This is a genomic window from Rhodoplanes sp. P11, from assembly GCF_964266735.1.
GTDB lineage: Bacteria > Pseudomonadota > Alphaproteobacteria > Rhizobiales > Xanthobacteraceae > Rhodoplanes > Rhodoplanes serenus.
Genome location: NZ_CAXWGY010000019.1, coordinates 500,496 through 515,875 on the forward strand (window position 1 = coordinate 500,496; position 15,380 = coordinate 515,875).

Sequence of the window (15,380 nt, forward strand, 5' to 3'; positions counted from 1 at the left end):
GTCCGGGCGTCGTCGCGGCCGAATCTATTCGACCGTGACCGACTTGGCGAGGTTTCGCGGCTGGTCGACGTCGGTGCCCATGATGACCGCCGCATGATAGGCCAGCATCTGCACGGGCAGCGCGTAGACCATGGGGGTCACCGACGCCGGCATGTGGGGCAGCACCAGGGTGGCGAGCGACTCGACCGTCGCCTCCTTGGCGCCCTGCGGATCGGTGACCAGGATGATGCGGCCGCCGCGGGCGGCCACCTCCTGCATGTTCGACACGGTCTTCTCGAAGACGCGGTCGTGCGGGGCGATGACGATCACCGGAATCGTCTCGTCGATCAGGGCGATCGGCCCGTGCTTCAGCTCGCCGGCGGCGTAGCCCTCGGCGTGGATGTAGGAGATCTCCTTGAGCTTCAACGCCCCTTCGAGGGCGAGCGGGAACGAGGTGCCGCGGCCGAGATAGAGCACGTCGCGGCTCTTGGCGATGTCGCGGGCGAGCTTCTCGATCTCCGGCTCCAGGGCGAGCGCCGCCGTCATGTGGCGCGGCACCTCGGTCAGCGCCCGCACCAGCCGGCGCTCGTCGTCCTCGGACAGATTGCCGCGGGCGCGGCCCGCCGCGATGGCGATGCAGGCCAGCACGACGAGCTGGCAGGTGAACGCCTTGGTGGAGGCGACGCCGATCTCGGGACCCGCCAGCGTCGGCATCACCACGTCGCTCTCGCGCGCGATGGTGGAGGTCGGCACGTTGACGACCGAGACGACGTGCTGGCCGTTCGCCTTGGCGTGGCGCAGCGTCGCTAGCGTGTCGGCGGTCTCGCCCGACTGCGACACGAACACGGCGAGGTTGCCGGGCGCCAGCGGCGCGTCGCCATAGCGCAGCTCGGAGGCGATCTCCACCGCCACCGGCAGCCGCGCCAGGCGCTCGAACCAGTATTTCCCGGTCAGGCCGGCGTAATAGGCGGTGCCGCAGGCCGCGATGGTGACCCGCTCGATGTCGCGGAAGTCGAATGGCAGGTCCGGCAGCACGATCCGCTCGGCCGCGAAGTCGACATAGTGGGCGAGCGTGTGGCCCACCACCTCGGGCTGCTCGTGGATCTCCTTGGCCATGAAGTGGCGGAAGTTGCCCTTGTCGACCAGGAAAGCGGAGGCCGAGGAGGTCAGCACCGGCCGCTCCACCGGCGCGCCGGCCTCGTCGTAGATCTGCACCGAGCCGCGGTGCAGCACCACCCAGTCGCCGTCCTCCAGGTAGCTGATCCTGGAGGTGAACGGCGCGAGCGCGATGGCATCGGAGCCGAGATACATCTCGCCGTCGCCATAGCCGACCGCCAGCGGCGAGCCACGGCGGGCGCCGATCATGAGATCGTCCTCGCCCTCGAACACGAAGGCGAGCGCGAAGGCGCCACGCAGCCGCGGCAGCACCGCCTTGACGGCCTCGACCGGGCCGAACCCCTCCGCCATCACGGCGGCGACGAGCTGGGCCACCACCTCGGTATCGGTCTCGCTGGCGAAGCGCACGCCGCGCCCCTCCAGCTCGCCGCGCAGCTCGTTGAAGTTCTCGATGATGCCGTTGTGGACGACGGCGACGCGATCGGCGGCGTGCGGATGCGCGTTGATCTCGTTGGGGCGGCCGTGGGTCGCCCACCGGGTGTGGCCGATGCCGACCAGGCCGGCGAGCGGCTCGCGGGCGAGGCGCTGCTCCAGGTTCTTCAGCTTGCCCTCGGCGCGCCGGCGGGTCAGCCGCCCATTCTCCAGGGTGGCGACGCCGGCCGAATCGTAGCCGCGGTATTCGAGCCGCTTGAGCGCATCGACGAGCTGCGGCGCGACCGCCTCGCGGCCGAGAATTCCGATGATTCCACACATGGCAGACGCACCCCTCTCGCCGGTACGGGACGGCCCGGCGCCCCCGCCCGCGGCAGCATTTCACAAGCGGCGGCGCCGCACATCCGCCGATTCGTCGGAGCGGCCCGCCGCACGCGACGGCGTACGTTCAGGTCGCCGATCCGGGCTTTTTCCGGGCGGCCTTGCCGCGACCCGCCGCCCAGCCCTCCTTCACCACCTGGCGGCCGCGGCCGATCGCCAGGCCGTCGGGCGGCACGTCCGCGGTGATCACCGAGCCGGAGCCCACATAGGCGCCCTCGCCGATCGTCACCGGCGCCACCAGCGACGAGTTCGAGCCGATGAAGGCGCCCGCCCCGATGTCGGTGCGATGCTTGGCGGCGCCGTCGTAGTTGCAGGTGATGGTGCCGGCCCCGACATTGGCGCCCGCCCCGACCCGGGCATCGCCGATATAGGCGAGGTGGTTGGCCTTGGCGCCGGCCTCGATGGTCGACGCCTTCACCTCGACGAAGTTGCCGACATGGACGTCGCGCTCCAGCACGGCGCCGGGCCGCAGCCGGGCATAGGGGCCGACGATGGCGCCCGGGCCGACCCGGGCGCCTTCGAGATGCGAGAAGGCCCGGATGGTGGCGCCCCCCTCGACCGTCACGCCGGGACCGAACACCACATAGGGCTCGACCGTGACGTCGCGGCCGAGCCGGGTGTCGAAGGACAAGTGAACCGTGTCGGGGGCTGCCATGCAGACGCCGGCGTCGAGCGCCGCAGCGCGCAGCCGCCGCTGGAGGACGGCGCCCACCTCGGCGAGCTGGCCCTGGGTGTTGACCCCCAGCACCTCGGTCGCGTCCGCCGCCTCGGTGACGACGGCGCGTCTTCCCGCGGCGCGCGCCAGCGCCACCACGTCGGTCAGGTAGAACTCGCGCTTGGCGTTGTGGTCCGTCACGGCGTCGAGCAGCGCCAGCGCTTGCGCGCCCGCGAGGCCCATCACGCCGCCGTTGCACAGGCCGATGGCCCGCTCGGCCGGGCTCGCATCCTTCTCCTCGCGGATGGCGACGAGATCGTCGCCGTCGGTGACGAGGCGGCCGTAGCCGGACGGATCGGCGGGCCGGAAGCCGAGCACCGAGACGGCGGCGCCGGCGGCGAGCGGCGCGCGGAGCTGCGCATAGGTCTCGGGGCGGATCAGCGGATTGTCGGCGAACACCACCAGCACGTCGTCGGCGCCGCGCGCGAGCGCCGCCCGCGCGGCCCGCACCGCATGGGCGGTGCCGCGCCGCTCGGCCTGGACGAAGACGTCGGCCTCCGGCGCGATCGCCCGCACCGCGGCGGCGACCGGCTCGGCATCGGGCCCGATCACCACGGCGACACGGCCCCCGACGGTCGCCACCGCGGCGAGCACATGGGCGAGGAGCGTCCGCCCGGCGAGCGGATGCAGCACCTTGGGGCGCGACGATCGCATGCGGGTGCCCTCGCCGGCCGCCAGCACGACGGTGAGGCAGGTGCGGGCGGTGTCGGTTTGCGCCGTCACGTCGGATCGCGCCGTCATGGAGACTCCTGGTGGGACCGGGCGGCAGGCGCTCGGGAAGGCGCGCCCCTCATAGCGCGCCGGAACGACCGCGAAAAGCCGCGCCGCCGCGTCCGGCGGGGCAGCGACCATGGTTGATATCTGGTAAATTTCCGCGACTTGATTCGATGTATTCGGGCGACATGACGGACCGGCCTCGACAACGGCGCGCGGACGATGGCGAGGAGCGGGTCGACATGAGCCCCGTTTTCCGGCTCGCCGGCTGGGGTATCGCGGCAGCCGGCGCACTTGCCATCGCGGTGCTGGCCGCCCAGTCGAGCACCAGCGATCGCCGGATCGCGACGGCCCCTGCCCCGATGGCGGCCCAGGTCGAGAGTGCACGCGCCGACGCCGTACGGGCCGAGGCGGCGCGGGTCACCGCCCAGGCGATGGCGCGAGCCGCCGAGGCCGAGCGCGAGGCGCGCCGGCTCGCCGAGACGGTGAAGAGCCTGGCGGCCGATCGCGACAAGCTCGCCGGCCGCGTCTCCGCCCTGGAGACCAGCCTGGAGGACCTGACGGGCTCGGTCGCCCAGGTCCAGGCGAGCCGTCAGGGGGCAGGCGCCGACCTGTTCATGATGCCAGGCGTGGTGCCGCCGTCCGGCTTCCGGGCGCCCGATCCGGCGCCGGGCCGGACGCCCGCCGAGGCGGCGTCGCGCAGCCCCGATCCGCGGACGCTGCCGCCGATCGAGCCGCGCGAGACGGCGGCGGTTCCGCCCGGCGCGATCGCGACGGCCGCGGCTCCCCCCTCCGCTGCCGCCCCGGCCGGCGCTCCGATGTCCCTGCATCCCGAGCCGCCCACGGCCGGCGCCAGCGTCGCCGACATGGACCCGCGCGATATCCCGCTGCCGCGGCCGAACCCGCTGGCGATGGCCCGCGTGCAAGCAGCCGAGCCCTCGGCTGCGGCGCCGGCCCCCGCCCCTGCGGCGGCACCGCCCGAGGGCGGCAAGCGCTTCGCCATCGAGATCGGCGGCCCCGCCACCATCGACAATCTGCGCACCCTGTGGGCCAAGGTCCGCGACGGCCAGGCCGGCGACCTCGTCGCCGATCTCCAGCCGGCGATCGCGTTGCGCGAGGCGGCGAAGCCGGGCCTCGTGGAGATGCGGCTGGTCGCCGGGCCGGTGCCGACCGCGCTGGCCGCCGCCCGCCTGTGCGCCTCGCTGTCGATCAGCGGGATCGCCTGCCGGTCGACCCCTTACGAAGGCCAGATGCTGGCCCTACCCTGACGTCGACCCAGCACCGAGGCCGGATCGGCACGGCTCTTCAAGCGGCTGGCCGAGATCGCTATAGACTTGCACGAACACCCGCTCCGCTCGTGCTCAGCACCCGGGACCCGCATGCGCCGCTTCCTGCCCTCCGCCCGCACCACCAACTGGCTGATCACGGTCGGCTTCCTGGCGCTCGGCTATGCCTTCTACCTGCGCTATCTCGTCATCGAGAACACGCCGGTCGGGCTCGCCTGCGACGCCGGCGCCCAGACCACCGTCTGCCTGGTGCGGCTGGTCGCGACCCGGCTGTTCAACGCCCAGGTGTTCGGCTGGGTGGCGCTCGGCGCCGCGCTGATCAACCTGATGCGCCCGAACGCCCCGATGTTCGCCCTCGGGCTCGCCGCCGCGGCGCTCGGCGTGGTGCTCTACAATGCCGGCCTCGCGGGTCTCGCGGCCGGCCTGCTGGTGCTCAGCCTGGCGCGACCCGTACGCGAAGAAGCGTGAGGGCGAGCGCCACGAAGGCGGCGGCGAGCCACGCCGCCTGCCAGTTGGCCGGCGTCTCGTTGAGCAGCACGAACACGGCCGAAAGCCCGAGCACCGCCGCCGCCACGGTCTCGGCAGCGCCGCGAACACCCACCCCGCACGCCCGGACGAGGCCGACCAGCAGGAACGGCACCACGCCGGCGGTGAGCGCCGCGAACGGGAAGTCGCGATAGCGCGGATCGAAGACGAGCCCCAGCGCCGTCTGCACGGCGAGCACCGCCACGACCACCAGCAGCCACGCGCCGGCACGGCCGGCCCAATCGACGGCACGGTCGTCGCGCCCGCCGATCGCGGCCGAGAAGCCCGGCAGCGGCGTCCCCCGTCCCAGCAGGGCGGCACCGACCACCGGCGCCACGAGGGCCACCCCCATCAGGACCGCACCGCGCACGAGCCCGCCCCAGCCGAGGCTCTCCACCGCGACCTTCTCGGCCGTCAGGCCGGCCAGCGCGCCGCCGGTGACCGCGACCGCCGCCACAGCGGCCCACACCGGCGCCGGCAGCTTGGCCCGCCCACTCCCCGCCGCCAGCAGCGCGGCCGCGAAGACCGCCGCCACCAGCGCGACGCCGAGCGCCGCTTGCGCGAGCCATGCCGGATGGTCCGACACCGGCTCGCCGACCGCGAACTTCGGCGTGCGGCCCTGGTCGGTCAAAAGGCCCCAGTGGCCGCCCACCGTGCCCTCCAGGATGCGCTTCCACGGCTGATCGAATGCCTCGATGACATTGACCCGGAAGCCGCCCTGCTGGGCCCGGGCGAGCACGTCCTGCACCACCAGCGCCTGATTCGACAGCGACGGCAGCGCCCCCTCGCGCATGCGGCCGTGGCTCGGCCAGCCGACCTCGCCGACCAGGATGTCGCGGCCCGGGAACACCGCCGCCACCTTCTTGACGATCGCCTCGACATGGGCGCCCGACTCCGCCGCCGGGATCGGGATGTCCTCCCAGTACGGGAGGATATGGATGGTGATGAAATCCGCCGCCGCGGCGAGATCGCGGTTGCGCAGCCAGAACTCCCAGACATCCGCATAGGTGACCGGCACCGGCACCGCCGCCTTCACCTCGCGGATGATGGCGCCGAGGTCGACGGCGGACAGCTCGCCGCGCAGCAGCACCTCGTTGCCGACCACCACGCCCGAGACGACGCCGGGATGGCGGCGCACCAGCGCGATGGTGCCGGCGATCTCGGCCCGGTTGCGCTCGCGCTGGCTGCTCAGCCACAGGCCCTGGAGCACCTTCAGGCCGTGCCGCTCGGCGATCGCCGGGATCTGGTCGAGCCCGTGCTGGATCGAGTAGGTGCGGATGCAGCGAGTGAGCGGGGCGAGCCGCGCCAGGTCCTCCTCGATCTGCCGGGCATCGACCCGCACCGACAGGTCGAGCGGGCTCTGGGCACCGCGGAAGGGCGAGTAGGACACGCATTCGAGCTTGCGGTCCGGCACCGCGCCGGCCGCCACCGGCACCGGGCGCCCGAGCCCCCACCAGAAGCCGGCGACCAGCGCGGCGGCGATCACGAAGAGGCTGACGGGCAAGCGCATCGAGGGACGTCCGTGGCGGATGGCGGCGCGGGTGTTCGGTGCCGCCGGGACGGCGCCGAAGCCCCGGCGGCGGGGAAACCTGATTTGCAGTGCGGACAAGTAGACAGGGCCTTTGATCCGTCGCAAGATTGACATTGTCGCCATGCCGTAATGACGTTCCGGTCCCCGATGGCCGCAAGCCGTCGGGGCTTAACTTGCCCAGACCCACAGCACCGTCATGCACCTCACTGGTTCGCGCGTCGCTGCCGTTGCCGCCGCAACGGTTCTCTCCCTCGCGGCCGTCCTCGGGCCTGCGTTCGCCCAGGCTCCCGAGCAGAAGGCCCCCGAGCAGAAGGCTCCCGAGCAGGCGGCGCCACCGCAGCCGGCCCCCCAGCCCCAGAGTCCACCCGGCCAGGCCGGCGATCCGGCGCGGGCCGAGCGCAAGACGCGGGCCGACCAGACCGTCGAAGCCGGGCGCACCCTGCGCGGGCCCGCCGCCGCCGCCGAATGCGTGTGGCTGGGCGAGCGGGTGGTCGGCCTCCTGTGGCGCGACGACCTCGACACCGCCTTCCGGCACCTGGAGCTGTACGACCGCTTCGGCTGCCCGGGCGGCCATGTGCAGACGACGTTCCGCTGCGTCGTGCGCCAGGGCAACATCGATCCCAAGGCCACCGAGACGCTGAACGCACGCGTTCATGCCTGCTGGCTCGACCCGGAATTCGTGCCGGCGCCGCCCGCCGCGGCGGCCGCCGCGCCGGCGGCTCCGCCGCAAGGAACGAACCCCCGTTGAGATCATTGACGGGGCGTTGTCCATGCACCGCAAACGGCCGGCGATCGCCCTGAATTCGCCATGTCCAAAGTCTACTTGAACGTGCCCGCGCGGTATCCATATGGTGCAGCGCAAGGCAATCCCCGGTCGCGGTCGAGCCTAGGGGTCAGGCTCGAGACCGCTTACCTCCGCCCCAATCGGTAGAAGAGACCATGCGCTCCGTCGCTGCCGTGGTCGCGCTCGTAGCGTGCGTGCACGCGGGCGCGTGGGCCATTTGGCAAAACCAGACGTCTGCCCCGAACGTTACCGGCCCGCTCGCCAGCGTGTCGTACTCGCCCTTCGAAGGGCATCCGGAAGACGGCGCACGGCCGACCACCGAGCAGATCAGGAACGATCTGAAGGTGCTGTCGCCGATGACCCGGGCGATCCGAACCTACTCGGCAACCGGGGGCGCCGAGCTGGTGCCGCCCGTCGCGGCGGAGTTCGGGCTCAAGGTCGCGGTCGGCGCCTGGCTCGATCACGACCGCGCCCGCAACGAGCGGGAGATTCGCTCGGTCGTCGATCTCTACCGCAAGAACCGCAACATCAACGCCATTGTGGTCGGCAACGAAGCGATCTATCGCGCCGACTTCCAGAAGAAGACCGAGATCGTCGACGGCGCGTCGGTGACGCGGACGTTGAACGAGAAGGAGCAGGTCGGCGAGCTGATCCGCTACATCCAGCAGGTGAAGCGCGAGGTCGGCGGCTCCATCCCGGTGACCACCGGCGAAATCTACTCGACCTGGCTCGATCACCCCGAGCTCGCCTCGGCGGTCGACTTCATCGCGGTCCACATCCTCCCCTACTGGGAAGGCTTCTCGGCCACCGAGACGGTCGATCTCGCGATCAACAATTATTTCAAGCTGCGTCAGGCGTTCCCGGGCAAGCGCATCGTCATCGCCGAGTTCGGCTGGCCGAGCGCCGGTTACAATCGCCGCGCCGCCGAGCCGGGCCGCGTTCTCCAGGCGACGCTGCTGCGAGATTTCGTCGCACGCGCCGAGGCGCTGGGCGTCGACTACAACATCATCGAGGCGTTCGACCAGCCGTGGAAGACCTTCGAGGGTAGCGTCGGCGCCTACTGGGGCCTGTTCGACGCCGCCCGCCAGCCCAAATTCCCGTGGACCGGCCCGATCGCCGATCCGGCCTTCGTGAGCGTCGCGGCGGTCGCTGTGGTGGCCGGCCTCGCGCTGTCGCTGCCGGTGCTCGCCATGTCGGGCGCCACCCTTCTGCAAGCCCTGGTGTTGGCGCTGTTCGCCAACGGGGTCGGCGCCTGGGTCGGCGTCATCTTCGACTACTGGACCGGCCACTACTTCGTGGTCGGCCAGGCGATCGCGCTCGGCATCGGCCTGCTGCTGATGATCCCGCTGGTGATCATCGCGATGTGGAAGATCGACGAGATCGCCCAGGTGCTGTTCGGCCGCGGCCCGCAGCGGCTGATCCGCCAGGGCGTCAAGGCGCCCGAGGGCTACGCCCCCAAGGTGTCGATCCACGTCCCGGCCTATTTCGAGCCGCCCGAGATGCTGAAGGCGACGCTCGATGCCGTCGCCCGCCTCGACTACCCGAACTACGAGTGCGTGGTGATCATCAACAACACGCCCGATCCGGCCTTCTGGCGGCCGATCGAGGAGCACTGCCGCACGCTGGGCGAGCGCTTCAAGTTCCTCAACGCCGAGAAGATCGAGGGCTACAAGGCCGGCGCGCTGCGCCTCGCGCTCCAGCACACCGCCCCCGACGCCGAGATCATCGGCATCATCGATGCCGACTACACGGTGACGCCCGACTGGCTGAAGGATCTGGTGCCGGCCTTCGCGGACCCGCAGGTCGGCCTGGTGCAGGCCCCGCAGGATCACCGCGACGGCGACAAGACCCCCCTGCACGCCATCATGAACGGCGAGTATGCGGGCTTCTTCGACATCGGCATGGTCCAGCGCAACGAGGTCGACGCCATCGTGACGCACGGCACCATGTGCCTGATCCGTCGCGCCGCCATGGACGACGCCGGCGGCTGGTCGTCGGACACGATCTGCGAGGACACCGATCTCGGCCTCACCATCTACGAGCAGGGCTGGCGCGCCCACTACACCAACCGGCGCTACGGCCACGGCCTGCTGCCCGACACCTTCGAGGCGTTCAAGAAGCAGCGCCACCGCTGGGCCTATGGCGGCTTCCAGATCGTCAAGAAGCACTGGCGCCGCTTCCTGCCCGGCGAGACCCGCCTGTCGACCCCGCAGCGGCGCGAGTTCGTGCTCGGCTGGATGAACTGGATGGGGGCCGAGAGCCTCGGCGTCGTCGTCGCCATGCTCAACCTGATCTGGGTTCCGGTGGTCGCCTTCGTGGGTATCGCCATCCCGGACAAGGTGCTGACCCTGCCGATTCTCGCCGCCTCGGCGGTGTCGATGCTGCACTTCGCGACGCTCTATCGCGCTCGTGTCGGCATCGGGGCCGGCCACGCGACCGGCGCCATGCTGGCCGCGATGGCGATGCAGTGGACGGTGGCCAAGGCGGTCGGCGTCGGCCTGATCAAGGACCACCTGCCCTTCGTGCGCACCGCCAAGGGCGGCTTCGCCCGCAAGCGGGTGTCGTTCCCGGCCTTCGACGAGGCGGTGTTCGGCGGCCTGCTGCTCATCGGCGCCGCGATCATCTTCATCACCAACCACGAGAGCGTCCGCGAGGTGAACCTCTTCGGCATCGTGCTGGTGGTGCAGAGCCTGCCGTTCCTGGCGGCGGTCGGCCTCGCCGGCCTCGAGGGCTCGCGGCTCAACGACTTCGCCTTCTGGCGCTCGCTCCAGGCCCGCACCACCGAGCTGCTGGGCGGCACCGCGGCCGAGCCGCGCCGCGCCGAGCTGCGGATCGAGCCGCCGGTCAGCGCCGACAAGGGCATCGAGCCGGCCCAGTAGGCGCGGCTCTCGTCCGCCAGACAAAGCAAAAAGGCCCGGCTCGCGCCGGGCCTTTCTATTTCATGATGACTCCGGTTGGGCGCCTTGCTCGGCCTCGTGTCCGGACGCGCTGTCGCGCGCAGCGCGGCCGCGCGAGCCGGGACCCAAACGCCGCGGATCAGGAGGCGCCTCGTCCGGGGCACCCCTTCCGGCGGCATCGCGCCCCCTACCCCGGCATCGCGCCCCCTACCCCGGCAGCGCGGTCTCGACCAGCCGCACCCAGTAGGAGGTGCCGTAGGGGATCACCTCGTCGTTGAAGTCGTAGGCCGGGTTGTGCAGGCCGGCGGAGTCGCCGTTGCCGACGAACACGAAGGCACCCGGCCGCTGCTCCAGCATGTAGGCGAAGTCCTCCGCCCCCATGAACGGCGCGATGTTCGGATCGACCTTGTCGGCGCCCGCGACCTCGCCGGCGACGCCCGCCGCGAAGCCCGCCTCGCGGGCGTGATTGACCAGCACCGGATAGCCGCGCCGGTAGTCGAGCCGGGCCTTGGCGCCGTACGCCGCCGCGGTCGCCTCGGCGATCCGGCCGATTCGCTCCTCCAGCAGGTCGCGCACCTCGGGCGCCAAGCTGCGGGCGGTGCCGCGCAGGCGCGCCGTCTGCGGGATCACGTTGTCGGTGTTGCCGGCCTGGAACATGCAGATCGACACCACCGCGGCCTTCAGCGGATCGACGTTGCGCGACACCACCGACTGGAGCGCGCTGACGATCTGGGCGCCGACCAGGACGGTGTCGATGGAGAGATGCGGCCGCGCCGCATGGCCGCCGACGCCCTCGATGTCGATGGTGACGAGGTCCTGGGCCGCCATGATCGGCCCGGTGCGGGTGGCGAAGCGGCCGACCGGCAGGCCGGGCGCATTGTGCATGCCATAGACCTCGTCGATGCCGAAGCGCTCGAACAGGCCGTCCTTGATCATGGCGAGTGCCCCCGCCCCGCCCTCCTCGGCCGGCTGGAAGATCACCACCGCGGTGCCGGCGAAGTTGCGGGTCTCGGCGAGATGGCGGGCGGCGCCGAGCAGCATGGCGGTGTGGCCGTCGTGGCCGCAGGCGTGCATCTTGCCCGGCACCGTCGACCTGTGGGGGACGTCGTTCGCCTCCTCGATGGGCAGAGCGTCCATGTCGGCGCGCAGGCCGATCACCTTGCCGGGCGCACCGTTGCCGCCCTTGGCGCCGCGGATAACGCCGACGACGCCGCTGCGGCCGATGCCCGGCACCACCTCGTCGCAGCCGAAGGCCCGCAGCTTCTCGGCGACCAGGCCGGCGGTCCGCGGCAGATCGTAACGCAGCTCGGGATGGGCATGCAGATCGCGCCGCCATTCGGTGATCTGGGCGTGCAGGTCGGAAATGCGGTTGACGATCGGCATCGGCAGTCCTCGTTCGGCAGTCTTGGTCCGCGGGGCGCGTACCGCCCACTCGTCGTCAGGCGGGCGAGTATCGCCCATTGTTGTCAGGGCGGGCGAGTATCGCCCGCTCGGCCACGGATTGCCACATGCCGGCGGCAGCGCCGACCTTGCCACCGCGGCGGCGGGTCTTTACACACGGCGACGCAGGAGCCCGTAGCTCAGTCGGTAGAGCACGTGACTTTTAATCATGGGGTCCCGGGTTCGAGTCCCGGCGGGCTCACCATCGCGATCGATTGTACTGGCTGGGACCCGATTTCCGTGTCCGAGATGCCGAGCACCCACCGCGCGACGCCGGCCCCCCACTGCGGGGTGACACCCGGCGCGCCCACGGGGGGTCCTGAACTCATGGAATGCCGACGATGACCGAGCTCGTTGCCGACGACGTCCGCAAGATTGCCGCCGCGCTGGTGAAAACCGCAATCGAGACCGTGTCCGAGGAGGACGGCGGGGCCCGAAACGCCTGCAAGCTGTGCGGCGCCTCGGTGCCGTGGCAGCAGACCGGCGAGGAGATCCGCCACGCGCCGGGCTGCGCCGTGGTGATCGCCCAGCGCATCACCAGCTGAGCATCACCGGCTGACGCGCCCCGTTTCGAGCGGGCTGCCGGCCGCCCCGCCGGGCGGATGCGCCTCGCTTCGACCCCGCCGCCGGCCGCAGCGCCGGCGCATGAAAAAGCCGCCCCGAGCGGGGCGGCCATTGGTCGAATCCGACCGGATCGGTTCTGCTCGGGCGCCCTCTCGGGACGTTCTCGTGTGATCGTGTCGCCGACCGCGAACCGGGTCCCACGTCGCCGGACGATACTCTAACGCTTGAGCACGAAGATCCGGCAGTAGCCCTTGGGGGCGATCTCGCCCTCGACCGTCGCGCAGCCATTCGGCGGCCGCCAGTTCGAGCAGGTGTCGCAGGTCTTGTCGCCCAGCGGCGTGTCCTGATAGGCGACCGCCTTCTGCGACATCTTGGCGGCCGCGGGCTGCACCGCGACGCCCAGGATGGCCGCAGCGCCGGCAGCGCTCGCCGCCGTCTTCAGCAGGCCGCGACGCGACACCTCGCCAGTCTTGGAAGTCTCACTCATTGTCGAGCATCTCCTGGTGATAATCGGTGAGCCGCGGACCTCGGCTGCACCTCGGCGCACCGCGGCGAATGAACGGTACAGAGATACAATCCGGCGCGTGCGACAACAAGTCACCTAGCCGCGATTTTCGCGTGACATGCCGCGTCGGGCGGCCGACCGCGCCCAGCCGGTCCGTCCAGGACGACGGAGCAGCGGCCGCGGGCGGCCGACATCGCGGCATCGCGGGTGCGACATCGCGCGCCGTCGACTGTCGCCTTCGTGACCGCCCGTGAGTGGCATCCGGCCTTAGCCTTCCCGTTCGGCGGGACGAGTTCGACGCGAATCGACGGAAGGGCCGTCCCGTCTGGCGGCGGCGCTGCGAGGAGGTGCCATGTCCGACGCCGGCATCACCGCTTCGGCGATCCGGCTGCGGCCCATCGGAAGAGGCCGCCATCGACAATCACGAGGGAGGACTGAATGGCAACGCTCCACGTCTTCGCCGGCTCGCACGCGCCGGACGCTCGCCCCACCGTCCGCCGCATCGGCTTTGCCGATCTGGGCACGGCGATCGCCCGTGGCCTCGACGATTTCCGTGCGATGCCGAGCCATGTGATCTTCCTCAGCCTGCTCTATCCGCTGGTCGGGCTGGTGCTGGCCCGCCTGAGCTTCGGCTACGACCTGGTGCCGCTGCTGTTCCCGCTCACCGCCGGCTTCGCGCTGATCGGCCCGTTCGTGGCGCTCGGCCTCTACGAGATGAGCCGCCGGCGCGAGCAGGGTGTGCCGACGAGCTGGCGCGACGCCTTCGCGGTGCTGCGCAACCCGTCGATCGATTCGATCGCCCTGCTGGGCGGCCTGCTGATGGTGCTGTTCGTGATCTGGCTGGCGGTTGCGGACGCCCTCTATGTCGGCCTGTTCGGCCATGCGCCGCCCGAATCGCTCGGTCGCTTCCTGACCGACGTGTTCACCACCGAGCAGGGCCGCACGCTGCTGCTCGTCGGCAACGCCATCGGGTTCCTGTTCGCCCTCCTGGTGCTGGTGGTCAGCGTGGTGTCGTTTCCGCTGCTGCTCGACCGCGATGTCGGCCTGGTCTGCGCGATGGAAACCTCGGTGCGGGCGGTGCTGCGCAATCCGCTGCCGATGGCGGCCTGGGGCCTGATCGTCGCGGTCGCCCTGGCGGTCGGGTCGCTGCCCTTCTTCATCGGCCTCGCCGTGGTGCTGCCGGTGCTGGCGCACGCCACCTGGCATCTCTACCGGCGCGTCGTCGTGATCTGAGGCAGTGACCGAGCCCGGCTCGCGATACTCGCCGCTCGCAATATGCCGTCGCGCGCAATGATCGCGCATCTCAATGATCGCGCGTCGCAATGATCGCGAGACTTGGCTCGTGTCCGACGAAAACCTGGCTCCCCCCGGCGTAACAAGCACCACTCGGGCTGCGCCCTCCAGCGCAGCCCTCCTCGATCCAGAACCTCGGCGCCCGTCAGCGCAGCGCCGAGACGTCGCCCTCGTCCGGCCCGCACACCCGCAAGGCGCTCAGGATGCTCAGGGTGGTGGCGTTGGGGCAGTAGTTGCGCCAGTCCTGCCATCCCGGGTCGGCGAACTCGTCCGCGAGATCGCGGGCACAGCGGCCCGGCACGTCGCAGGTGGCGCACAGCCGGTGCAGCACACCGAAGGCCCGCGGCTCGCTGCAATAGAGTTCGTCGGGATCGAGGTGCAGGGCCCGCATCCGGCGGCACAGCAGCAGATCATCGGCGGCAGGGTCGTCGTCGGGATCGAATCCGCGCCCCGGCTGAAGCCGCATAATGGCGGCCAAGTCACTCAAAGTTTCGTGTGGAGGCGTCATAGGACCTCCCTTTCATGCGATGGTCACGCCCCCTCTTCCGCGTGCAATTCGAGTATACACCGCGGCTTTCGCGCAGCTAATTCAATCGTCGTATGTGACTGCCGCCGCCCGTTATGCGGATTGAGGCCGGGGAGCGCGGGCGAGCCTCCGCCCGCGCCGGCGCATCAGGCTTTCGCGTCGGGCTTCGGCGCATCGGGCTTGGGCAGCCGCGACGGCACCTTCACCCAGGCCTCGCCGTCGACCACCACCTCGTCTCCTACCTTGCAGGTGCAGACGATCCGGGCGCGGCACTTCTCCGGCATCAGCTCGGCGATCTCCAGCCGCACGTGAACGACGTCGCCGATCCGCACCGGGCCGCGGAAGTTCAGGGTCTGCGAGAAGTAGATGACGCCGGGGCCGGGCAGCCGCATGCCGAGCACGGCCGAGATCAGGCTGGCCGAGAAGATGCCGTGGGCGATGCGGGTCTTGAACAGCGTGCCGGCCGCATAAGCCTCGTCGAGATGGATCGGGTTGTGGTCGCCGCTGACATCCGCGAAGGCGCGGACCGCAGCATCGGTGACGGTCCGCTGCAAGGTCTCGCTCATGCCGATGGCGAGGTCCTCGAAATAGAGGCTGCGGGGCTCCAATACGGTGTCGACGGCCATGGTCCTCTCTCGTTGCAGGATGGCAGCGATGCACGAACCGCGGCAGAGCACCATGGGATATGCGCC

The 15,380-nt window shown here is 71.0% G+C and carries 13 protein-coding genes and 1 tRNA gene; 7 read left to right on the forward strand and 7 right to left on the reverse strand.

The window, feature by feature from the left end; translation table 11 throughout:
• Positions 1–24: 24 nt before the first annotated feature.
• Positions 25–1,848: a glutamine--fructose-6-phosphate transaminase (isomerizing) gene (gene glmS, locus ACFQUV_RS21410; RefSeq protein WP_129609613.1), complete on the reverse strand. Its 1,824-nt coding sequence runs from the start codon at positions 1,846–1,848 to the stop codon at positions 25–27.
• A 127-nt stretch (positions 1,849–1,975) separates the two neighbouring features.
• The gene (glmU, locus tag ACFQUV_RS21415; protein WP_129609612.1) at positions 1,976–3,364 is read right to left on the reverse strand and encodes a bifunctional UDP-N-acetylglucosamine diphosphorylase/glucosamine-1-phosphate N-acetyltransferase GlmU; all 1,389 of its coding nucleotides are present in this window, start codon (positions 3,362–3,364) and stop codon (positions 1,976–1,978) included.
• A gap of 215 nt (positions 3,365–3,579) precedes the next feature.
• On the opposite strand from glmU, the gene ACFQUV_RS21420 reads away from it, so the two are divergent.
• Positions 3,580–4,605, forward strand: a complete 1,026-nt coding sequence (locus ACFQUV_RS21420; protein ID WP_129609611.1) for a hypothetical protein — start codon at positions 3,580–3,582, stop codon at positions 4,603–4,605.
• 111 nt (positions 4,606–4,716) lie between these two features.
• On the forward strand, positions 4,717–5,091 hold the full coding sequence (locus tag ACFQUV_RS21425) for a hypothetical protein (protein WP_111388684.1): 375 nt from the start codon (positions 4,717–4,719) through the stop codon (positions 5,089–5,091).
• On the opposite strand, the gene ACFQUV_RS21430 is transcribed toward ACFQUV_RS21425, so the two are convergent.
• Complete coding sequence (locus ACFQUV_RS21430; RefSeq protein ID WP_129609610.1) at positions 5,057–6,658, reverse strand: beta-(1-6) glucans synthase; 1,602 nt, start codon at positions 6,656–6,658, stop codon at positions 5,057–5,059. The genes ACFQUV_RS21425 and ACFQUV_RS21430 overlap by 35 nt on opposite strands.
• Positions 6,659–6,875: 217 nt before the next feature.
• On the opposite strand from ACFQUV_RS21430, the gene ACFQUV_RS21435 reads away from it, so the two are divergent.
• Both ACFQUV_RS21435 and ACFQUV_RS21440 read left to right on the forward strand, forming a co-directional pair.
• A complete protein-coding gene (locus ACFQUV_RS21435) occupies positions 6,876–7,427 on the forward strand; it encodes a beta-1-3, beta-1-6-glucan biosynthesis protein (protein WP_129609609.1) in 552 nt (183 codons plus the stop codon).
• A 191-nt stretch (positions 7,428–7,618) separates the two neighbouring features.
• Positions 7,619–10,342 carry a glycosyltransferase gene (locus tag ACFQUV_RS21440; RefSeq protein WP_129609608.1) on the forward strand — a complete coding sequence of 908 codons (2,724 nt, stop codon included), beginning with the start codon at positions 7,619–7,621 and terminating at the stop codon, positions 10,340–10,342.
• A gap of 225 nt (positions 10,343–10,567) precedes the next feature.
• Here the strand turns inward: ACFQUV_RS21440 and ACFQUV_RS21445 are convergent, their stop codons facing one another.
• On the reverse strand, positions 10,568–11,743 hold the full coding sequence (locus tag ACFQUV_RS21445; RefSeq protein WP_378395674.1) for a M20 aminoacylase family protein: 1,176 nt from the start codon (positions 11,741–11,743) through the stop codon (positions 10,568–10,570).
• 186 nt (positions 11,744–11,929) lie between these two features.
• On the opposite strand from ACFQUV_RS21445, the gene ACFQUV_RS21450 reads away from it, so the two are divergent.
• Together ACFQUV_RS21450 and ACFQUV_RS21455 are read left to right on the forward strand one after the other, a co-directional pair.
• Positions 11,930–12,005: transfer RNA gene (locus ACFQUV_RS21450), tRNA-Lys, on the forward strand.
• 136 nt (positions 12,006–12,141) lie between these two features.
• Positions 12,142–12,345, forward strand: a complete 204-nt coding sequence (locus ACFQUV_RS21455) for a DUF3222 family protein (protein ID WP_129607401.1) — start codon at positions 12,142–12,144, stop codon at positions 12,343–12,345.
• 236 nt (positions 12,346–12,581) lie between these two features.
• Here the strand turns inward: ACFQUV_RS21455 and ACFQUV_RS21460 are convergent, their stop codons facing one another.
• Positions 12,582–12,851, reverse strand: a complete 270-nt coding sequence (locus ACFQUV_RS21460) for a twin-arginine translocation signal domain-containing protein (protein WP_129607400.1) — start codon at positions 12,849–12,851, stop codon at positions 12,582–12,584.
• Positions 12,852–13,307: 456 nt separating this feature from the next.
• Between ACFQUV_RS21460 and ACFQUV_RS21465 the strand changes: the two genes are divergently transcribed.
• Complete coding sequence (locus ACFQUV_RS21465) at positions 13,308–14,102, forward strand: DUF2189 domain-containing protein (protein ID WP_129607399.1); 795 nt, start codon at positions 13,308–13,310, stop codon at positions 14,100–14,102.
• Positions 14,103–14,307: 205 nt separating this feature from the next.
• Here ACFQUV_RS21465 and ACFQUV_RS21470 read toward each other — a convergent pair whose 3' ends face one another.
• Together ACFQUV_RS21470 and ACFQUV_RS21475 are read right to left on the reverse strand one after the other, a co-directional pair.
• Positions 14,308–14,628, reverse strand: coding sequence for a hypothetical protein (locus ACFQUV_RS21470; protein WP_111385174.1), 321 nt, complete (start codon positions 14,626–14,628; stop codon positions 14,308–14,310).
• Between the two features lie 206 nt (positions 14,629–14,834).
• Positions 14,835–15,314 carry a MaoC family dehydratase gene (locus ACFQUV_RS21475; RefSeq protein WP_129607397.1) on the reverse strand — a complete coding sequence of 160 codons (480 nt, stop codon included), beginning with the start codon at positions 15,312–15,314 and terminating at the stop codon, positions 14,835–14,837.
• Positions 15,315–15,380: the final 66 nt, after the last annotated feature.